Annotated in this window: 14 protein-coding genes; 9 read left to right on the forward strand and 5 right to left on the reverse strand. The window is 51.9% G+C overall.

From position 1 onward, the window contains the following. Positions 1 to 42: 42 nt before the first annotated feature. Positions 43 to 1275 carry a hypothetical protein gene (locus tag JMI88_RS25900; protein WP_201364861.1) on the reverse strand — a complete coding sequence of 411 codons (1233 nt, stop codon included), beginning with the start codon at positions 1273 to 1275 and terminating at the stop codon, positions 43 to 45. Between the two features lie 416 nt (positions 1276 to 1691). After that, entirely contained in the window at positions 1692 to 4853 is a 3162-nt protein-coding gene (locus JMI88_RS25905; RefSeq protein WP_201364862.1) for a helicase C-terminal domain-containing protein, read from the reverse strand. Positions 4854 to 5388: 535 nt separating this feature from the next. Between JMI88_RS25905 and JMI88_RS25910 the strand changes: the two genes are divergently transcribed. After that, the gene (locus JMI88_RS25910) at positions 5389 to 6174 is read left to right on the forward strand and encodes an NUDIX hydrolase (protein WP_201364863.1); all 786 of its coding nucleotides are present in this window, start codon (positions 5389 to 5391) and stop codon (positions 6172 to 6174) included. Between the two features lie 59 nt (positions 6175 to 6233). After that, positions 6234 to 6968 (forward strand): cysteine hydrolase family protein, encoded by a 735-nt coding sequence (locus tag JMI88_RS25915; protein WP_201364864.1) that lies wholly within the window; start codon positions 6234 to 6236, stop codon positions 6966 to 6968. Here JMI88_RS25915 and JMI88_RS25920 read toward each other — a convergent pair. Together JMI88_RS25920 and JMI88_RS25925 are read right to left on the reverse strand one after the other, a co-directional pair. Continuing rightward, positions 6965 to 7651, reverse strand: a complete 687-nt coding sequence (locus JMI88_RS25920) for a hypothetical protein (RefSeq protein ID WP_201364865.1) — start codon at positions 7649 to 7651, stop codon at positions 6965 to 6967. The two genes, JMI88_RS25915 and JMI88_RS25920, sit on opposite strands and share 4 nt — an antisense overlap. Continuing rightward, on the reverse strand, positions 7638 to 8396 hold the full coding sequence (locus tag JMI88_RS25925) for an HAD family hydrolase (protein WP_201364866.1): 759 nt from the start codon (positions 8394 to 8396) through the stop codon (positions 7638 to 7640). Before JMI88_RS25925 ends, JMI88_RS25920 begins: the two co-directional genes overlap by 14 nt. A gap of 633 nt (positions 8397 to 9029) precedes the next feature. On the opposite strand from JMI88_RS25925, the gene JMI88_RS25930 reads away from it, so the two are divergent. From JMI88_RS25930 to JMI88_RS25945, 4 genes are all read left to right on the forward strand, one after another. Then, positions 9030 to 10346 carry an ABC transporter substrate-binding protein gene (locus JMI88_RS25930; RefSeq protein ID WP_201364867.1) on the forward strand — a complete coding sequence of 439 codons (1317 nt, stop codon included), beginning with the start codon at positions 9030 to 9032 and terminating at the stop codon, positions 10344 to 10346. A gap of 22 nt (positions 10347 to 10368) precedes the next feature. After that, positions 10369 to 11304, forward strand: a complete 936-nt coding sequence (locus JMI88_RS25935) for a carbohydrate ABC transporter permease (protein ID WP_201364868.1) — start codon at positions 10369 to 10371, stop codon at positions 11302 to 11304. Between the two features lie 96 nt (positions 11305 to 11400). Beyond that, positions 11401 to 12297 carry a carbohydrate ABC transporter permease gene (locus JMI88_RS25940; protein ID WP_201364869.1) on the forward strand — a complete coding sequence of 299 codons (897 nt, stop codon included), beginning with the start codon at positions 11401 to 11403 and terminating at the stop codon, positions 12295 to 12297. A gap of 188 nt (positions 12298 to 12485) precedes the next feature. Beyond that, positions 12486 to 13874 (forward strand): IS4 family transposase, encoded by a 1389-nt coding sequence (locus tag JMI88_RS25945; protein ID WP_201364870.1) that lies wholly within the window; start codon positions 12486 to 12488, stop codon positions 13872 to 13874. Between the two features lie 124 nt (positions 13875 to 13998). On the opposite strand, the gene prfA is transcribed toward JMI88_RS25945, so the two are convergent. Continuing rightward, positions 13999 to 15078, reverse strand: a complete 1080-nt coding sequence (prfA, locus tag JMI88_RS25950; protein ID WP_201364871.1) for a peptide chain release factor 1 — start codon at positions 15076 to 15078, stop codon at positions 13999 to 14001. Between the two features lie 756 nt (positions 15079 to 15834). Here prfA and JMI88_RS25955 point away from each other — a divergent pair. From JMI88_RS25955 to JMI88_RS25965, 3 genes are all read left to right on the forward strand, one after another. Further along, positions 15835 to 18078 (forward strand): ATP-dependent Clp protease ATP-binding subunit, encoded by a 2244-nt coding sequence (locus JMI88_RS25955; RefSeq protein WP_201364872.1) that lies wholly within the window; start codon positions 15835 to 15837, stop codon positions 18076 to 18078. A 428-nt stretch (positions 18079 to 18506) separates the two neighbouring features. Continuing rightward, positions 18507 to 20021, forward strand: a complete 1515-nt coding sequence (locus tag JMI88_RS25960) for a sensor histidine kinase (protein ID WP_201364873.1) — start codon at positions 18507 to 18509, stop codon at positions 20019 to 20021. Positions 20022 to 20042: 21 nt separating this feature from the next. Then, entirely contained in the window at positions 20043 to 21026 is a 984-nt protein-coding gene (locus JMI88_RS25965) for an MBL fold metallo-hydrolase (protein ID WP_201364874.1), read from the forward strand. Positions 21027 to 21050: the final 24 nt, after the last annotated feature.

Consider the following 21050-nt stretch of genomic DNA (forward strand, 5'->3'; position numbering starts at 1 on the left):
CTGCATCCCAGGAGGGTGACTTAAGTCCCATTGGTGTGCAGATTATTCGTGGGCAGTCGGACTGCTATCGGACTCGGAAGCTACTGCGGAGGTCTCGGCCGGGGTTGATGGTGCAGCAACTGTCTCTTTCCCTGCTTCGGCTGCATCTTTCTTCTCGCCGCCCTCGTCCTTATTCTCAGCAGGCGCAGCTTTAGCGGCTTCGGCTGCAGCTTTCTTCGCCTGGGCACGTTTGATATGTTCGGCTAGCTCCTCCTCATGGAATTTGGGATCATTATATTGAGGCAGATTCAATTCGGTGCGAATCGCCTTAATAGCCTGGTAGACCGTACCTGGCTTCAGATCCAGCGTCTCAGAGATCTTCTTATGCACTCCTACAGGTGGCACGGGCAGATAGGGCTCATAGATCGCTTTAATACGATCCAGTTCCTCCTGGCTACCCTTATAGGTCTGAATCTCCCACCAGCTTGGAATATGCTGGCGATCGCGTAGATCTTTAATGATTTTCTTGACCGCCTTCTTAGGGATACTAAATTCTTTAGCGATCTGGGTACGGATGCCATCAAACTCGGATGGCTGGGCCAGCATCAGATAGCGCTCCTCCACCTGTGTAATCTGCTCAGGTGCCGGTGTAAACGGTTCAGGTGGCGGCGTCTTTTCGCGTTTAGGCTTTGGTGCGGGAGCTGGCTTAGGAACCTTCGGCTTCTTGCCGCCTCGGGGGCCGCCAGGGCTAGCATTCTTTGCCCAGGGTTTACCATGTCCGCTGCGATTTGGCCCACCCTCGGAAGGCCGGTGTGGCTGTGATGGCCGTTGTCCCGGTGAAGCTGTAAGCGTATTACCATTGCTAACGTGATACGCAGCGGGGCCACGTCCTGGACCATTTCCCCGCGGTGCATTGGCATCGCGCTGTCCATGGCTAGGAGGACCAGAAGGACGGCTTCCTCCTGGACCGTTCACGCGGTCGCGTTGTACAGGAGGGGATGGTATCTTCGGACGTTGTGGTGGTGGCTCAGGTTGAGCTACCTTCACATCGGACAGGCTGTCGAGCCACTGATTGGTTCCACTTTGCGCTGGCTTCGGTTTAGGTGGAGGAGCCACCTGTCGTGGCGCTGTCGAAGCGCCGGAGCCAGCAACTTTATTTGGTGCGGACGGCGCATTCTTGGCCGCCAACTTTTCTTTCCTGGCTTTTTGCGTGCAATCAGGGCAAGTTACTTCTCTAGCATTGGCCGACTGAAACCACTTGCCGCAATTGATACAACGCATCTTTGTTTTGCTCATGCGCGAACTCCCCTGTACCAATTCAAATTTTTGATGTTTATGATGAGTCGGAATGCACTTCCTATTCTATTCTCTTTTTTCAGCTCTGTCTACCTCTGTTCTTTTGGGTACCGCCATGTACCAGAAACGGATTTGCCCAAAAGTATCCACGAGACAACAGGCAAGTCTACCTTGACTGCTGTCAAAAACTGCTGTCAATTTGTGGCTGTTTTTCTGGCTTTTTATGTTGCTGTAAGGGGGAATGGCTGGTTTAATAACAAAGCTATTGATGAGGATGTGTGGGAATGTGCTCAGGCAGGCTAGGCGGCAAAGATTGGTTGTGGAATAGGTTCCCCTACATCTTGGACTCTGCTGCGATACATGCTTCTTGTTTGTTTTTCGCGCGCGAGGGGTAGAAGCGCCCGCAAGGGGCGCACCTACGTTTCTGAGAAGAATCGGTCGACGTCTCGGATGTTGGAGGTACGGCGCGCTGGCGGCAGGGCATTGAGCACCTGCTTGCCGTAGCCTTTGGTGTGCAGGCGCGTATCCAGGATGGCCATCACACCGCGATCCTCGCGCGTACGCAGCAGACGCCCAATGCCCTGTTTGAGGCGCAGAACGGCCTGGGGTAGTACATAGGTGCCGAACCAGTTTTCGCCGGCCGCCTTCATTTGAGCGACACGAGCCTCGTGAACCGGATCGTCGGGTGGATCAAAGGGGAGCTTATCGATAACGACCAGCGAGAGGGCATCGCCCGCGATGTCGACCCCTTCCCAGAAGCTTTTGAGGCCAAACAGGACCGAGCCTTCCTCTTCGCGGAAGCGCCGGGTCAGTTCAAGTCGCGTCATGTCCCCCTGTCTGAGAAGTGGATAGGGCAGGTGTGGGGCCATCAGTTCGTATGCTCGATCCAGCATGCGCCGGCTGGAGAAGAGCAGGAAGGCCCGCCCATGCGAGAGTTTGACCAGCCGGTACATCTCACGAGCAATATCTACCATATAGTCATCGGCCCCCGTGCCAAAGGTCGGTGGAGGCAGGTGGCGCGGCAAATAGAGCAAGGCATTATTCGCGTAATCGAAGGTCAGGGGCAACACATTTTCTATGACCTCGGGACGTACCAGGGGATCCAGGCCAACACGGCGGCGGAAATACGAAAAATTAGGTCCCTTCTCCTCAGGTTTGGCTGGATTAGGTCCAATGGTAGCCAGGGTCGCCGACGTGCTGATGACATTGCACTTATCGAAGAGCCGCTCCTGTAGCCAGGCCGTCACATCCAGTGGGGCGGCCGATGCCTGCAGCACAAAGCCGCGCGACACCGAGCCCTCCATACGCTCAACATAATAGACAAACTTGCTCTGGTCCGCGACCGAGAACACGGTGCGGATATTCTCGGCCAGATTCTGGGTGCGCTTCAGCAGCTTATCGTAAAGCTGACCTTCCTTTTCCGGCAGCTCCTTTGGACGCTGCTTGCGCAGTGAATCTGCCAGATCAGAGATGGTCGTGGCCAGGCGCAGTCCTTCTTCCAATGGAGCTTCCAGATTCACGCGCCCCTTAAAGCTCGGATTGGCTACCTGCTCCAGGCGCAGCCACATCATCTGCGCGGCGCGCATCGCCTCATCCTGCAGGCTGAGCTGGCTATGGTCTTTCAGCATGCGCTGGGCCAGCAACGTCTGAATCTGGCCCGGATTGATCGTAATGGTAAAGGAACGCGTGGCCTCCTCCTCTAAATGGTGGGCCTCATCCAGCACAATTACGTCGCGCTCGGGCAACAGGAAGCCGCCGATGGCCGCATCCAGCAGCAGCAAGGTATGGTTAACGACGATCACCTGGGCGCGCTCCGCACGCTCACGCATCTGTCGCACATAGCACTCATCAAAGAAACTACACTTGGACCAGGCGCACTGGTCGCTATCGGTAGCGATCCGCGAGCGCACATCGCCAGGCAGTTGAAATCCCAGCGTCTCAAAGTCGCCGGTCATATGATAGCCCGTCTCGGGATCATTGATCATCTCATACAGGCGCTGAAAGTCACGGTTCTTGGTAAAGAACTGCATACCCACGCGCTCATTCTCAACCCGATCCAGGCAAATATAATTATTCACACCCTTCACAAGGGCGGCCTCAAAGTGCTTGATATGCCGCTGTACAAACGGAATATCCTTGTAGAAGAGCTGCTCCTGCAAGGCTTTATTGGCTGTACTGATGATGGCTACCTGTCCTGAGCGCACCACTGGGACCAGGTAGGCCAGCGACTTACCGGTACCGGTTGCAGCCTCAATGATCGCGGGCACTCTCTTGTTGATGGCCCGTGAAACCAGGGTCGCCATCTCAATCTGAGCTGGCCGCTCCTCGTAGCCAGGCAAGCTCTTCGAGAGCACGCCACCCTGACGCAGATCATCCGACACCCTCATCGCCAGACGCGAATCGTGCAGCGGCGCAGCCTCCTCTGCCTCCTCGTCTAGCGCCTCTAGCTCTTGCAGGTCAGCGGGAGAAAACGCGGCGGCCCGAGATCCATTTGTTGGCTCTGTAGTCGCTTGCTGTTTACGCTGGGCCAGCCACGCGGCAAGCTCCTCCTGCCGCTCGTCGCTAACGCTATCGACTCTGGCAGCAATGTCGGCTGGCGTCTCTGGGATAGATGGCGCGATAGGAGCCTCAGCGAGCTGCTGGGCCCGTGATGGTAGCTGCGGCGTAGTAACGGCCTCAGGCTTCAGCGCGGTTTTCTCCATACTCTGAAGCACGGGTGTAGCCGGAACCGTTGGTCGCGGTGCAGATGGCCGGATTACTGGTGTTTTGACCGCTAATCCCATCAGCGCACCCAGATAGGCATTGGCAAAAGCCTGGGCATGGGGGAAACGCTGGGAAGGATCGACAGAGAGCGCCTGCAGTAAAACCTGCTCAAGTGCGGGCGAAATCTGCTTATTCAGACTCGAAGGTTTGGGAAACGTCTCATGTTTCTGCTGAGAGAGCAACTGGGAACGCTCACTGGCCAGATAGGGACGGCGTCCACAGAGCCATTCATAGGTCATAACAGCCAGCGCATACTGATCGCTGGCAGCGCTTGTCTGTCCCTGCAACTGTTCAGGTGCCATATAAGGCAGGGTCGCCTCTTCATTGTCCAGTGAAGGTATAAAGCCAGGAGGAGTTAGAGCAAAACTGGTCAGCAGCATCTCGTGGCGCTCGCTCATTAAGATCGCGCCGGGATGTAAATTACCGTGGATTACATGGCTGACATGGGCATAGTGTAAGGCGCTGGCAACCGGCGAAACATATTGCCGGACCACATCGGGAGCCAGGCAGACGCCGGGCGTCAACAACTGATTCAGGGGCCTGGCCGCCGGCTGTTCCAATACCAGATAGGCGCTATCGCCATCGAAATTTGCATCCAGGATCGCCACGATGGCGCGATCCTTCAGTTTCTTTAATTGTTTCGTGCGAGCTAAAAAGGCTTTTTTATCCTCTGCATCGGAGAAAGGGATATTGAGCCTTTGAATAATTACATTTTTCTTGCGATGTTTGCCAAGATAAAAAGTGCTCGTAGAACTCTCGTGCAATAGACCAGTAACGGGGTACGCACCAATCTGCTGAAGCTCTACCTCTGCCATGTTCTGCCTCTTCCAAATATTTGAACACCTGTTTTTGTTTATACTTCTGCAGTATAGCATAGTCAAGCCGTTAAAGACAATTTAATCAGAAGCCATCAACCACGGCTTTTCTCAAATCAAGCATAAAAAACGAAACGTGTCATCATGAGATTTCTCACTCAACGCGCGAAAAAATCCCTGTAAGAAGAAATGCTCACGGTATCAACCATCTGAACTTGTAGGGAACATGTGGCTTTCAAGCAAGGTATTACCGGGTCCTCCTGGCCTGGTGGGATCAATGTAGGGTAGATCTTGCATCGTGATCTCCTTTATTAAAAAAACTTGACAGAGGGGGGGATATAGGGTATAAATAGTGTATCGTATACACTAAGTAGGTAGAGGGTGACAGAAGACGACTCTTAGCGATTGCATTTGCTGTTACTTAAGAATATCATACCCTCTAGCACCTATATATGTCGAGTGACGAGGTATGTGAAGTGTAGCGGGTAAGAAATACTTCAGCAGTTGTGTGGCGATACAGAGAAGGCAACAAAATATGGAAGAGCAAAGCGAAGCGACGGGTAGTGGGACCAAGGGCCGGCAAGGTTTGCGTGAAGAGGCGTACGAGCAGCATGCTCACATTCAGGTCTCCGAGCAAGCAAGCAATGGCGAGGCACATCAGTATGATGTGAACAAATACGAGCGTCCATCTGTGACGGTTGATGTGCTCATGATGAGCTTGCGGCAACGCGATCTACAAATCTTGCTGATCAAGCGGCGTGCGTGGCCGTATGAGGGTATGTGGGCAATTCCCGGTGGTTTCATTAACATGGACGAATCTTTAGAAGCGGCCGCCAAACGCGAATTGCAGGAAGAAACTGGTGTACAGGATGTCTATCTGGAGCAGCTCTATACATTTGGTGATCCTGGACGCGATCCACGCACACGTGTGATTACCGTTGTCTATTTTGCTCTGCTCGATTCGGAGCGCCTGCAGGTACGCGCGGCCAGTGATGCGACCGATGTGGGCTGGTTCTCTGTTTACGAGCTGCCCCAGCTAGCGTTTGACCATCAAGAGATCGTGGATTATGCTCTCAGTCGTTTGCGCAACAAGCTTGAGTACACCACCATTGCCTTTAATCTATTGCCCGAACAATTCACGCTACGCGAATTGCAGCGTGTCTATGAAATCATTCTGCATAGGCGTCTGGACAAGCGCAATTTCCGCAAAAAGATCCTGGCAACCAACATTCTAGAGGATACAGGGTCCAAGAAGATGGAAGGGACGCACCGCCCGGCGCGCCTGTATCGCTTCAATCCGGCGGCGGAACATAAATTATAGCACTGGATCAGTAGTTAACGGATGTCAGACCAGTGATACTGGCAGATGGGAGCATAAGCATGGAGACGACTTCACCTCTGCCCGCGCAATTTTTGGCGCAGGCCAATCTTTTTTTGCAAGCCCTGGGTGATTGGGAGCAGCAGTTGCAAAGTTTGAGCTGGCGGGACCTGACCGAGCCTGTGCAGAGTGGACGTGTGGCGTTGGTTAGCGTAGATATGATCAACGGTTTCTGTCATGAAGGTGCCCTGGCGAGTCCACGTGTAGAAGGGATCATCCCGGCGGTCGTAGATGTCTTTGAAGGAGCCTATGCGGCAGGAGTGCGCCAATTTATTCTGGCCCAGGACGCTCATACGCCTGATGCGACGGAATTCGCGCAATTTCCGCCACATTGTGTGCAAGAAACGGCCGAGGCCGCCAACATCCCCGAGCTGGCTCAGCTTCCGTTCGCCAATCTTTACACTACCGTCCATAAGAATTCTCTCAGTGGCTTTCATGGTACCGGGTTAGGAACCTGGCTGGAGCAGCATCGCGATCTACAGGTCGCCATCATAGTTGGCGACTGCACCGACCTCTGCGTCTATCAGATGGCCATGCACCTGAAGTTGTATGCCAACGCCCACAATCTGCCGTTGCGCGTCATCGTACCCGCGAATGCCGTTCAGACGTATGATACGCCCTTCGCCACAGCGCGCCAACTGGGCATCTTACCCCATGACGGGGATGTACTCAACCTCATATTCTTGTACCACATGAGTCTAAACGGCATCGAGATCGTACGAAATATACAGCGTTAGTTTTGCGACGAACGAGCGGTACAATAAGAAATCTGCGCCGGGGCCCAGCCGATGCAATCGATGCGCGTCCCAACCGGGGTCTCCAGCAGGGTGCCTTCATTGGGAAGGGGCAGATTACTGCTGGGGTCCCATAGCGCGGGCAAGCCCTCTTCCTGCGTTAAGCGTTCCGACGACACATTGACAGGATAGAGGCGGCGTAAGTACGCATCAAAGAGGTAGCGCGGGAAGTGTAACACCTCGCGCCGCCAGATAACATATAAATCATCCTTGAATGTAGGCTCGGGTAGGTCCTCATTGGTGGCACTGGCCTGTAAAATTGCCGCAAACTGGTATGACTGTTGTGGACTCAGTGTGACCCGCTCAATATAGTGGCCTAAAGGATTTAAGACTGCCAGCACCTGCGTGCTATGGTGTAAAAGAGCGCGTAACCAGGTTGGTGGATTTACCAGATACGTTCCCCATTCCTGTGCGATGATCGTTTCGCCGCGCTGCTCATGGCGACTATGCCAGACCTGAAAAATCGTGTCCTGGGTCTTAAAATCACAACGACACTCATGCCAGGTAGGATAGCCACGGCGCTGGATCTCCTGATGTACATGGCGAGCTAGCAACGATGTCGCACCAGCCAGAGTACCAATAAGGGCACCAGACACAACGAACATGTTCTGTTTATTTATATTCACCTTCAAGTCGTTCAACCTCCAAGATATCAAGTAGCTCTGTGAGTGAATGAACTAATAGACAATCGAGTGTTTGTTCCGTAACGAGATGTGCGCGATCCAACAATACTGGCGTAATGCCGACCGTCCGTGCTCCCAGCACATCATTTATATAAGAATCGCCAATATGGATAGTATAGTCAGGAATAGCGTTGGCCCGTTGCAAGGCCAGATCGTATAACATTGGGGAAGGCTTGGCATGCCGTGTCGCCGCCGAAATCAAAACGCAATCGAAATAGCGGGTCAACTGCAACTGGTGTAGAATAGGTCCCAGCGAAATGCCCCAATCTGAAATAACCCCCAGGCTATAGCCACGCGTATGGAGCGTCTCTAGCGTCTCATTGACATCAGGATAAAGCTGCCAGCTGGTGTGTTTTTCAAATTCGGTATTAATGGTTGCCGCCATTTGATAGAGGCGCTTCTCATCGTGCTCCTCTATAAATGGTTGTAGGAGATGGGTATAATATTCGATCCAAAAGCTATCAATATCTTGATTATTTGCCCATGTATGTGGGTGTGAACGAACATGGCGAAAATAAAAATCTTCAGCGATTTCAATTTGCCCTTGAAGCTGTTCCAGATGGACATGCAATGAAAGTTGTTGACAGACCTGGTGACAAATTTCAGCGACTGAAGGATGAGGTCGGAGTAAGGTAAAGCCGGCATCAAAAAATATGGTGCGCATCGATTGTGGCTGTTCTAACTTCATTAAGTATTACCTATCTGGAGATCAAGCTAGATACATAGATGGACTGTTTGCATCATATGTACCTGCATGTATTGGTAGTATAAGAAAGTCTAGCATGCACGTTGGTTGATTGTCAAACCAGCCTCATTGCTCTTGCCCATGGATCCTGGCTAGAAGATGCAGCAGGAGGAATAGAAGGAGCAGCAACAATCTCCTATATCCAAATGAGCCGGCAGCCACAGCCGAGACAGATGGAATAGGAGAAGCAGCAGCAACAACCTCCTAATTGGAGTGAGCAGGCGGCGCAGCCGCCTGCTCACTCCCAAAAATCAACCTCGCGCCGCAGGCGCGAGACTTCAAGTTAATACCAGGCTTAACGTCGTGTCGCGATATAACGCACTTAAATTATATGTAAAAAAACATATCAAGATATATCTAATTCGTATCAACAATAAGATTTTCTTTCTTACGTGTATCGTATACAGATAATTCATATTAAATTGTACATATATATCCTTGACAATTCATATATATTGCAGTTATCTTTTTCTCATAGGCAATATGTATACGACGAGTCCATGTGTTGGTCTGGCTGCTTCAACGTTGAATATTTCATCGGACCTGAACTCATCATAATACTCTTAAGGAGGAGAGATGCCTACGATCGCGTCACCAAGCCGACGTTCCTTCCTCAAAACCGCTGCTGGATTAGCTGTCGGAAGCTCTTTATTTCTCGGCGGTTGTGCGCCCGCATTTAATACCGGCGCCAAGAAAACTCTCAACTTCTGGGCCTTTTCAGATACGCGTATAGCGTGGCAGAAGAAAGCCTGGGAACTGTACAAGGCGCAGAAAAACCCAGATTTTGAGATCAACTGGTTAGTATTTCCCTACACACAGATGCATGACCAGGTATTGGTCACCTCGCAGGCCGGTTCGGGTGGTCCTGATATCGCTGATATCGAGATCAGCCAGTTTTCCCGGTATATCAAAGGAGATATTATTTTTGCTGAGATGACCCCCAAACTCCAACAAATGGGTGTCATGGATCAGCTCTATCTTCCCTCGGCCACCGATCCCTGGAGCTGGAAGGGCAAGATTTACGGTATTGGCAATGAATTGAATACCTGCCTGATGTGTTATCGCTGGGATATATGGCAAAAGGCTGGTGTCAAAATTCCCATCGCGACCTGGGATGACTTTGCAGAGGCCGGGCGCAAATTCCACACCGATACCAAAAATTATCTGCTCGATTTCCCATTCAGTGACTGGGGTTACTGGTGGATTATGTCTTTGCAGAACAAGGGCGGATTCTTTAATGCACAGGGTGTGCCCTCACTGAATAGTGCTGAAAATGTAAAGACACTACAGTATCAAAAGGACTCGATTAAGGAAGGCTGGGGGACGGTGCGCCCGGTTGGGCAGGCATATAACACCGCCCTGGAACAGGGCAGTATTGCCACCATACTGGGTCCTTCCTGGAACTTTAGTGGCTTCACGCAACAAAGTTTGCCAGACACGAAAGGCAAATGGCACCTTCAGCCAGTACCGGCCTGGGAAGCCGGGGGATCACGCACCGCAACCTGGGGTGGAACCGGCGTGACAGTCCTAAAAACATCGAGCAGCGTCGATGAAGCCATGGATTTTGTACTTTTTGAGCATACGAATGCCGATGCCTTGCTCAATGATTTCAAGATCCGCCAGGTCTGGCCCACCTACAAGCCAGCGTTGGACAATCCAGTCCTGAACGAGCCACTGGCCTTTTTTGATAATCAAAGGGTTGGCGATATCATCAAAGAGGTCTCGCCCGAGATCAACAAATGGTATAATTCGCCGTTCTGGCCTGAGACGACCAGTGCATGTGTCAACTATGGTATTACGCCGGCCATTCAAAAATCGGACGTTTCGGCCCAGGCTGCCTTGGATGAGGCGCAGAAACAGTCGCAGAGTGTCATTAGTTTTGAAACTGCCTAGTTACACAGGGAGGTGTTTTACCATGGCTGTCACACAGACACAGGTAACGGCTCGTCCGCAAACTACGCGCTCGGGAAACTGGTGGCGCCGCCATCAACGTAAGCTGGCACCATTTTTGTTTATCGCGCCCTTCTATATTATCTTTCTTGTCTTTGGCCTTTACCCCATTTTCTATTCCTTCTGGTTAAGTTTCTTCAAGGGGTTTGGTTTTGAGCAGAAGGCCTTTTTTGGGCTGGGCAACTACATCCATATGTTTCAGGACCCGCGCTATATCAACGCGGTCTGGGTCACGACGCGCTTCGCCCTCTTTAGCGTATTTATTTTGTCCCCGTTAGCTCTATTGGTAGCTCTGGCTATCAACTCCACATTTGTACGCTGGAAAGGCCTGTTTAAGACAGGTTTCTTTCTGCCTACGGTGACCTCGGCGGTAATCGTCTCTGTGATTTTCTCGCGCGTACTGGACACCAACTATGGTTTGCTCAATGCTATGCTGGGTTGGTTCGGCATACAACCAATTGGCTGGTTGACAGATACCAATGTGGTCCTGCCCGCGTTTATGATTCTGGCCGTATGGAACTACGTGGGTATTAATACACTGTTCTGGCTGGCTGGCTTAAACAGCATCAACCGCGAGCTCAACGAAGCGGCCTCTATTGATGGGGCGGGGCGCTTACAAAACTTCTTCTATGTGACCCTACCATTGCTACGTCCAATCATGTTGCTGGTCACGATACAGGCCTTGATTGGCTCTTACAACGTATTTGCTGAACCGTTCCTGTTGACCGCTGGTGGTCCATCCGATGCCTCACTCTTCATCTCGGTGTATGTATACTACCAGGGCTTCGAGGCCTTTAACGTAGGCTATGCCAGCGCAATCGCCTACTCAATGACAGCTGTCCTGTTAGTATTATCGCTCTTAAACATCAAACTCTTCGGTTTTAGAGGTGTGGGCGATTAAGCCAGTTGATTTTTAGCTATCGCCAGTGCATTTATACGGTGCGGTGATAGCCAGGAAGACGTTACTGGTATAACAAGAAGAGAGGACAAATGCATCATGGCTGATGTCAATCTTGCCGCTCCAGAAGCAGCGCAGAACAACGCAGTACGGAGCCGTAGATACAACCCCTATAAGACGCGTTTTTATGTTGGATCAACCATTATCAATGCTATTTTGTTGATCCTGCTCGTCCTGACCGTGATTCCTTTCATCTATATGATCAGCAGTGCGTTTAAACCAAATTCAGAGATCTTTGGTACGCCATTGACCTTGATTCCAGTGCATTTTACGCTGTTAAATATGCAGGATCTGCTGGTGAATTTCCCCTTTGCACGCTGGGCTTTTAATACCGCGACGGTGGCGGTATTAGGTACCATTACTTCGTTAGTGCTGGGTTCTTTAGCAGGTTTTGCCTTTGCCAAATACGACTTCCCATTTAAAAACGTACTCTTTGGCATCTTGCTGGCCACCATGTTGATTCCCGGACAGGTGACGCTGGTGCCGCAATTTGAAGTGATTCGTGTCCTGCACTGGTTTAATACCTACCAGGCGCTGATCATCCCACGCGCTGTGAGTGCCTTCACCATTTTCCTGATGCGCCAGTACACCTTAAGTGTACCGAATGAACTGCTGGATTCGGCCCGCGTTGACGGCGCAACCGAATTCAGCATCTGGTGGCGAGTGATTGTGCCGCTGGTACGTCCAGGACTGGCCGTAGTCGCGATTCTTTCCTTCACTGGTTTATGGAACGACTATCTGTGGCCACTGGTGGTGACAACTGATCCCAACATGTTTGTCATGAACCTGGGCATCTCTTCGCTGGTGGGTCCATACGATTATCAGTATGGTATCTTGCTATCTGGAGCGGTGCTGGCGGCTCTGCCACTGATCATCATTTTCTTCTTCTTCCAGAAGCAATTCCTGCAAGGATTGACCGAAGGAGCCTTGAAATAGGTGTGCCCCTTGCGGGCGCTTCAAACCTTGCCACACGTTAACGTGGAACGATTTCGTGGGGGGAGGTGAAATCGGGGGCAAGCCCCAATACCATTTAGATAAGAAGAATGTCTCAACAAAAAGAAGAAAGGTCACTCCTTGTGCGATACTTCACTTATCACAAAACCTCACATGGAGAAACCTTTCTGATGAGAAGCATACGCCAAATGACCCCCCAATGTAAACTGACCGATTATGTGAGCTTGCCACAGATGGAAACCATCATTGCCCCCCATGTGGTGCATGATGTGCTCACCCGCTGTGACGCCTGGGAAGAGCGCGAGAAAAAAATCTCGATGCCATCGATGGTCTATCTCATCATAGCCCTGGCGCTCTATCCCACCGCTTCCACCCGAGAAGTGTGGCGTCGGCTCGTCGAGGGGCTTAGCGAGGATGCCATCAGCATCCAGGATGAGATCCCCACGGCCGGCGCGCTCTGTCAGCGTCGTCAGCAATTGGGTGTCACCCCCATGCGCATGCTCTTCGACCGCTGCGCCCGTCCGATTGCCCACGTCTCGACGGCGTCCGCCTTTCGCTATGGCCGGCGCCTGGTCGCGATCGATGGCGTTCTCGAAGACCTTCCCGATACCGATGCCAACCGGACGGTGTATCCATTGCATTGTCTGCAGGAGCATTCCCGCAGTCCCTTTCCACAACTGCGCTGCCTGGCTCTGATGGAATGTGGCACCCATGTCATTTTTGATGCCGAACTCTCCACGGTCCAGCAAGGAGAGACCACCAGCGCACGGGCCTTACTGGAGCGCTCGTTGATCGCAGACATGCTGGTGTTGATGGATGCGGGCATCACGTGTTGTCATCTCTTCGCGCAAACGCGTCGCATCGGCGCCCATGCCCTGGGCCGGCTCAACAGCCGGGACTGGAGCAAGCCTCTGGAACTGTTGGATGATGGCAGTTATCTGGTCGCCATGACGTGCCAGGATTCCGAACAGGGCAAGCAGGAAGTGATGGCGCGTGTGATTGAATATCGGTTGAAGCATCCGCAGACGGGAGAGCTCAGCCCGGTCATCCGTCTGGTGACCACGTTGCTGGATCCTGAGCTCTACACACGTGAGGACCTGATTCAGCTCTATCATGAACGCTGGGAGATCGAACTGGCCTTTGATGAGGTCCAAACGCATCTGCGCCTCTCCCAACGCACCTTGCGTTCACAAACCCCGCAAGGGGTGGAGCAAGAGTTTTACGGGCTGCTGCTCGCCTTTTTCGCGGTGCGCTCGATGATGTATCTCGCCGCGGTGCAAGCTGGGTGGGATCCTGATGAGGTCAGTTTTGCGCATGCGATCCATGTGGTGCAGCGTAGCCAGGTCCGTTTCCAGCAAGCGAACCACGAGCGCCTGCCTCACCTGCGGCAGGCGCTCTTACAGGAACTGGTACAAGAGCGCGTGCCCAAGCGACGCCTGCGCTTTCATGCGCGTGTGCTCAAACGCACCTATCCGCGTTTTAAACACAAGCACTATGAACATTTGCACGTTCCCTGTTTTAAAGGATCCTTTCTGGATCTCGTTGTTCTTCTTATCTAAATGGTATTGGGGCAAGCCCCGAACCTATGGGGAACGATTTCGTGGGGGGAGGTGAAATCGGGGGCAAGCCCCGAACCTATGGGGGGGGCGGGCGTTCTTAATAAAAGAACGCCCGGTTTTTTTATTAGGATTGGAACATACTTTGGAGTCTATCGGCCTGGTCGACGGCGATGAGGTTGTTGAGGAATTCCTCAAGATCTCCGTTCATGACGCCGGGCAGATTATGGCGTGTCAGACCAATACGATGGTCGGTCACGCGGTCCTGAGGGAAGTTATACGTGCGAATCTTCTCACTGCGATCGCCAGTTTGCACTTGCGAGCGGCGATTCTTACTCAACTCCTCCTGCCGCTTGGCTTCCTCAAGGTCCCAGAGGCGGGCCTTCAAGACACCCAGAGCCTTGGTCTTATTTTTCAACTGCGATTTTTCATCCTGACAGGTAACCACCAGGCCAGTTGGTAGATGGGTAATACGTACCGCTGAGTCGGTGGTGTTCACGCTCTGTCCACCGTGTCCGGTTGAACGATAGACATCGACGCGAATATCGCTCTCTTTGATATCGATATTGATATCTTCGTCGGCCTCTGGCAGTACAATAACCTTGGCTGTCGAAGTGTGAATACGGCCATTGGCCTCGGTGACCGGCACGCGCTGAACACGATGGGTGCCGCCCTCATACTTCATGCGGCTATAAGCGCCCTTACCTTTGATGACAAACGTAATGTCCTTAATGCCGCCCTGCTCGGTATCGTTGACGTCGAGGACCTCGATTTTCCAGCGATGATTGTCCGCGTAGCGTGTATACATCCGATAGAGCTCACCGGCAAAGAGGGCCGCCTCATCGCCACCGGCACCGCCCTGGATGGTCACGATCGCATTCTTATCATCCATAATATCCTTTGGCAGCAGGGCGACCTTAACCTCTTCAAGCAGCTGCTCTTTGTAGGCTTTCAAGCGCTCCAGCTCCTCATAGGCCATGTCGCGCATCTCGCCATCTTCGCTCTCATAGAGTTCCTGCGCCTCGGCGATCTGCTGGTTAGTAGTCTTCAATTCATTATATTTATGAACGACCTCTTCCAGTTCCGCATGCTCGCGGCCATAGCGCTGTAGCAGTTCAAGGTCATTAAGCACATCCTGTCGCGCCAGCAGCGAGTTTAATTCCTCATAACGCTCAGACAAGCTGGCGAGTTTACCCATAAAATCCATGCTAATTTCTCCCTATATCTCACGATCCGCCCAGAAAATGTCGCGTATCCAGGATGGCCAGGTTAGCGTCATATGGCTGTAAGCACAGGGGGGGCGGACATACGAATGCTGTCTATATAAAAAATCTATAAATAGGTCTTCTTCCAGTCAGTGTAAAGTATATTCTATTCTCACACACAAAGCACGAGTGCCTGGCTGTACAGAAGAAATGTTTTTGGGGGCATATGTAAGCGCCGCTACCCGGCGGTTAGCAGGTAGCGTGCAGTCGCCGCATGGCATGTAGAACGCAAAGCACATGCGGGAGTGGTTATGAACCTTTGTATACTGATTGTGATGAGTTGATATAGTTTCACGCTTCCATTATACCATATCTTCAATCAAAATGGGAGAGCTGGCTAAGATTAAAACATGATGATGGATTCAATCGTAATATTAATAGGTAGGCTATAGAGTGGAGTGGAGGTCTATTTCATAGCAGGGGAATAATGGAATAAGCGAGCCTGTATTCTATGTTATAATGGGTGTGCTAGCAATCGTCAACCATGAGTGCTAGACAGCAAAAAAGCTCATGTGTTATAATCGGTGTTAGCAGTCTGTAAATAAGTTTGCTAGAACATTTTATGTGAAATACGCGAAAAGTACGCTGGTGAAAGTAATCGAGAATATTGTTTCCACTTACAGCCTGATAACAAATGCCTGTATTTAACTGATTGAAAAGCGTGCTAGATTGCAAATAGCGTGAGGAGCATACAAGACATGAAATGCGAACGTTGTCAGAAGAATCCTGCCCGCGTACGTGTGGAACAGATGATAGATGGTCGCCGTGAGTCCCACTTCCTATGTCAGTCCTGTGTTGATGAGATGATGAATGCGATCGGTCAACTCGGCGATATAGATGGACAGGGTACGACAGGTGCTCCCTTTGGTTTTGCTGCTAATAATAACAATAAATTTTCCGCTAATTCTGGAAATTTGAATACCGCGACTGCTGAGCGTCAGAACAAGAAGCATAGCAAGACGCCGACACTGGACCAATACGGTCGGGACCTGACTGAGGAAGCGGCAGAGGGTAAACTGGACCCTGCGGCCGGGCGTGAGCGTGAGTTGCGTCGCTTGATTACGGTTCTGGGGCGCCGCCAGAAGAATAATCCTGTTTTGATTGGTGAGCCTGGTGTGGGTAAGACGGCGATCGTCGAGGGGCTGGCGCGCAAAATTCATGCCAATGATGTGCCTGCTACCCTGCGTGGTAAACGTATCGTCTCCCTCAATATTGGTGGTATGGTGGCGGGCGCGATGTTCCGTGGCCAGTTTGAGCAGCGTATCAAATCGATCCTGGAAGAATTACGCCAGGCACCTGAAGTGATCGTCTTTATTGATGAATTGCACACTGTGGTAGGAGCTGGCGCTGCCGAAGGCGCGGTTGGCGCGGCAGACATGATCAAGCCGGCCCTGGCCCGTGGTGAGCTACGTTGTATCGGTGCCACCACCCTGGACGAATATCGCAAGCACGTCGAGAAGGATGCCGCCCTGGAGCGCCGCTTCCAGCCCATCCTGGTCGATGAACCTACCATTGAAGAAGCGGTGGCGATGTTGCGCATCGTACGCCCTAATTATGAAGCGCACCACGGCGTATCGATTACCGATGAGGCCATTGATGCTGCCGTCAAGCTATCTGATCGCTACATCAATGATCGCTTCCTGCCGGATAAGGCCATCGACGTGATGGACGAAGCCGGGTCGGCCCTGCGTTTAGAGGCCACCGAAAAAGGTATTATTAGCCCAACCACGATCTCGGACCTTGAAAAAGAGTTGGCCGACATTCAGGCGCAGAAAGAAGCGGCCGCCAACGCTGAAGATTATGAGCGGGCAGCCATGATGCGCCAGCAGGAATTGCTGGTACTGGGCAACCTGGATCGAGCGCGTTCCGACAAGAACAATAAGGTCTCCCTGATCGTAACTCCCGAGCATATTGCCCGCGTAGTTGAGACCTGGACGAGCGTACCGGTCAGCCAGATGTTGGAGAGTGAGCGCCAGAATCTGCGCACACTAGAGAAAGATCTGCGCAGACGCGTGATCGGCCAGGACGAAGCCATCAGTGCGGTAGCGCGTGCTATTCGCCGCTCACGAGCTGGCCTGAAAGATCCTCGCCGTCCGATTGGCTCCTTCCTCTTCCTGGGTCCGACCGGCGTCGGTAAAACCGAGCTGGCCAGATCCCTGGCTGCAGAACTGTTCGGAGGCGAAGATAACCTGATTCGGCTAGATATGTCGGAATATATGGAGCCCCACACCGTCTCGCGGCTGTTCGGAAGCCCTCCAGGGTATGTCGGTCACGACGAGGGAGGCCAGCTCACCGAACAAGTACGCCGCCGTCCGTACAGTGTGATCCTGCTGGATGAGGTAGAAAAAGCCCATCCCGAGGTCTTCAACTCCTTGCTACAGATCATGGATGATGGCCGTCTGACCGACGGACAGGGGCGCACGGTAGACTTCAAGAATACCGTGGTGATCATGACCAGTAACGCTGGTAGCGCGGATCTGCGCCGGGCCGTGAACATGGGCTTTGTGTATAAAAAAGGCGACGAAGCTCGCGAAGAACAGCACGAAGCAATGCGCTCAAAGGCGATGGAAGGGCTCAAAAAGGTCTTCCGCCCAGAGTTCATCAACCGTATTGATCAGGTCGTGGTCTTCCATTCTCTGGGCAAAGACGAACTGTATCAGATTGTGGATATGCTCCTCAATCAGGTACGTGGTCGCCTGGCCGAGCAGCACATCGAGCTGGTAATCAGCGACGAGGTGCGCGACTTCCTGTTACAGGAAGGCTTCGACGAAGAATATGGGGCGCGCCCACTGCGCCGCGCCATCCAGACCTATGTCGATGACGCCTTGGCCGATGCTTTGCTGGCCAATACCATCACCAGTGGGCAGGCTGCCATGTTAACGATGGTTGATGGCAAAATTGTCGTCGAAGCACAGGAACATGTACGCGTCCAGAATCTCTAAATAGGCACAAACTATACAGATACTGTTATAGTGAAGCTCAAAAAAGCGATGAGACTAAAAAACTCATCGCTTTTTTATTGTGCTAATAGTGGCAACCCATTTGGTGGTGGCACATCTATTTGGTACGATCAATCGTGTAAAATACTAGAGCTTTGATCAATATTGAGCTATACCCTTGATTTTTGGCGCTGCACAAATGTGGCGTAGCCGCCAGCGCTAGTGGACTCCAGTGAGAATGAACGAACTGTTTTCATTGCGTGCAGATTTGATGACAGTAACGCGATTTACCTTTGAAATTTTTCCAGCTAAACAGGATATGTTAAGGAAAGGGGGTGTGGGAAAGCGATTCAGTGAAAAAATAAGGAGCGATTGGTGTAATAACGATGGAAAATAAAGATACTATTGCTTTTGGAAATGTGTGGAACCCTATGGGTAAGCAAAGTGAGAAGAAGCAGGTTGTGCCCTGGAAACAAGAGCATGAAATGCCTTATCAGATGTTATTTGAACAGTCCGCATTGGGCATTATCGCGCTCAGTGCTGGTGGCCGCTGGTTACAGACAAATGGGACGTTTTGCCAGATGCTCGGCTACAGTCGCAGAGAATTATGGCAACAGGCCTTTCCGCGTATTATTTATGCCGAGGATCGCGCTGCCTGCCTGGATCTGTTTCATCGTATCGTAACCGGAGATATTGCCACAGCCAGTATCGTAATGCGTTATCTGAAGCGAGATGGGACACCATTGCGCGTGAAAACTACCTTTTCCGCATCGGGCCAGAGGGCGAGTCGGCACTATGCCGTACTGGGTTTCGTTGAAGCTATCGAAGATAGCCAGCCAGCGGAAAAACCTTCTACCATGGCCATTTATGCGCTCCCCACACCTGCTAAAGACGAGCCGAACCAGGAAGAGCTTCCAGAGCAAGAGCCATTGTTGTTCGAATCCTCGTCTCAGCCATCCCAGCTCAAGCCAACAGAAAATTCTCAGCAACAGTTGATGGAGGAACTGGAAAGGCTGGAACTGCTACTTTCAACATCCGCCAGCCAGTCAGAAATTAGGACCCTCGGTCATGAATTGGCAGTCTTAACGCGTAATGTGTTAGACTATGCGCTAGCTGAACGTGATGATGCATTAGCGCAGGTGACAACGCTACGTGAAGCTAGAACGAGAATGGAAGATTTTTTGAGTGTGGCCAGCCATGAGTTGCGCACACCACTAACGACCATCAAGGCCAACACCCAGCTTGCCATGCGGCGCCTGAAAAGCGTCCTGCAGCGTCCCGAACTGCAGCTAGAAGGCACAGACAGCAAGGTTCGGGCCTCATTAGAGATGCTAGAGCGTGTCGAACGCCAGATCGGTGTACTTAATCGCCTGGTTGGAGATATGCTGGATGTCTCGCGTATTCAAGGAAATCGCCTGCAAGTGCATATTCACCAGGGGCCCTGCGATCTACGACCAATTATTGAAGCCGCCGTGCGTGAGCAACACAAAGCGATGCCTGAACGTACTATTAACATACGTTTTCCTGGAGATGAACCCATTCTGATCATGGTTGATCCAGATCGCCTCCAGCAGGTACTCGATAATTATTTGCTAAACGCGTTAAAATATTCTGAGGCACAGCAGCCGGTCCTGGTGAATGTCCAGGTTGAACAGGCAGCCGCCACAGGCGGTTCTCAGGTACGAGTTACCGTCCATGATAAGGGGCCAGGTATCGCCCCGGAGGAGCAAGCGCGCATCTGGGAATGTTTTTATCAGTCGCCAACCATCAAAGTATGCAGTGGATCGGGCGTTGGTATGGGCCTGGGTCTGCATATCAGCCAGACACTTATCGAGAGACAGGGAGGTCAGGTTGGTGTTGTCAGTGTGATGAACGAAGGATCAGCATTCTGGTTTACCCTGCCTCTGGCGCAGATGGAGGTGGAACAAGCGGCGACTGAGAACTAGTAACATGTACGAGGAAATCTTATGAAGCTACGTAACTGGCTAACTTTGGGAGGCATCGCGCTCGGTTCCGTTGGGGTAGCAAGCGCCATCAATAGTTTTCTGCCCCACCCTTTTGTGACGGACCCGCTCTACGAGCGGCAGTCAGAGTCAGTGAGCTTAGCTGCGACCTTGCCCGATATTGATATCGCTTTTCTGCGCTGTGGCAGTGTAACTGTTCCAGAATGTCTTGCTGTACGTGGCTCATTCTCCCTGACAGCGCGCACCATTGCGTATAGCGCAGTGCTCGTCAAACATCCCCAGGGAACATTCCTCTATGATACCGGTTTATGTGCAGATATTCCACTGTTTTTAATGGACCAGTCACTCATTTTTTCAAATACGCTGGGACGTTTCCACATGGAGCGGCCACTGTGCCAGCACCTGGAAAACCTGCATATGGAGCCAGGGGATCTTGATTTCGTGCTTTTATCCCATCTACATTGGGACCATGTAGCGGGTATCCCCGATCTGCCCGGTGTACCTTTGCAGCTTAACCGGGTAGAATATGATTTTGCCACTCAGGGACTGCTAGAAAAAAATCAGGGATTGGTACGGCGCTTATTATCTAATAATCCAGTTAAATTGCTAGATTTTGCAGGACCCGCCTATGAAGGCTTTCGCTGCAGCCATGATGTATTTGGAGATGGGTCGATTATACTGGTGCCGTTGCCGGGTCACACACCGGGCCAACTGGGCATGTTTATCAATCGCGCCTATGGTCCGCGTGTCTTCCTCGTTGGAGACGCGGCCTGGATCTCGGATAACTATATGGTTCCAGCGACCATGCACCCCATACTCTGGTCCATGGTGACCAGCGATGATGCGACGGCTCAGCAGACACTGATCGACCTGCATCATTTTGCGCATCGGCACCCTGAAGTAGCAATAATTGGTATGCATGACGCGCAAATGCAAGAAGCATTTATGACCACCGAGCGAAAACGACCCCGTGCACAAATAGTGTAAATCAACATATCCTGTTCGAGAAGG

The sequence above is a fragment of the Dictyobacter formicarum genome, assembly GCF_016587435.1.

Excerpts from the sequence above, each read along its gene's own strand:
- JMI88_RS25940 (WP_201364869.1), top strand. The coding sequence starts at position 11,401 with ATGGCTGATGTCAATCTTGCCGCTCCAGAAGCAGCGCAGAACAACGCA.
- JMI88_RS25900 (WP_201364861.1), bottom strand. The coding sequence starts at position 1,275 with ATGAGCAAAACAAAGATGCGTTGTATCAATTGCGGCAAGTGGTTTCAG.
- JMI88_RS25935 (WP_201364868.1), top strand. The coding sequence starts at position 10,369 with ATGGCTGTCACACAGACACAGGTAACGGCTCGTCCGCAAACTACGCGC.
- prfA (WP_201364871.1), bottom strand. The coding sequence starts at position 15,078 with ATGGATTTTATGGGTAAACTCGCCAGCTTGTCTGAGCGTTATGAGGAA.
- JMI88_RS25925 (WP_201364866.1), bottom strand. The coding sequence starts at position 8,396 with ATGAAGTTAGAACAGCCACAATCGATGCGCACCATATTTTTTGATGCC.
- JMI88_RS25965 (WP_201364874.1), top strand. The coding sequence starts at position 20,043 with ATGAAGCTACGTAACTGGCTAACTTTGGGAGGCATCGCGCTCGGTTCC.
- JMI88_RS25910 (WP_201364863.1), top strand. The coding sequence starts at position 5,389 with ATGGAAGAGCAAAGCGAAGCGACGGGTAGTGGGACCAAGGGCCGGCAA.
- JMI88_RS25905 (WP_201364862.1), bottom strand. The coding sequence starts at position 4,853 with ATGGCAGAGGTAGAGCTTCAGCAGATTGGTGCGTACCCCGTTACTGGT.
- JMI88_RS25955 (WP_201364872.1), top strand. The coding sequence starts at position 15,835 with ATGAAATGCGAACGTTGTCAGAAGAATCCTGCCCGCGTACGTGTGGAA.
- JMI88_RS25930 (WP_201364867.1), top strand. The coding sequence starts at position 9,030 with ATGCCTACGATCGCGTCACCAAGCCGACGTTCCTTCCTCAAAACCGCT.
- JMI88_RS25945 (WP_201364870.1), top strand. The coding sequence starts at position 12,486 with ATGAGAAGCATACGCCAAATGACCCCCCAATGTAAACTGACCGATTAT.
- JMI88_RS25960 (WP_201364873.1), top strand. The coding sequence starts at position 18,507 with ATGGGTAAGCAAAGTGAGAAGAAGCAGGTTGTGCCCTGGAAACAAGAG.
- JMI88_RS25915 (WP_201364864.1), top strand. The coding sequence starts at position 6,234 with ATGGAGACGACTTCACCTCTGCCCGCGCAATTTTTGGCGCAGGCCAAT.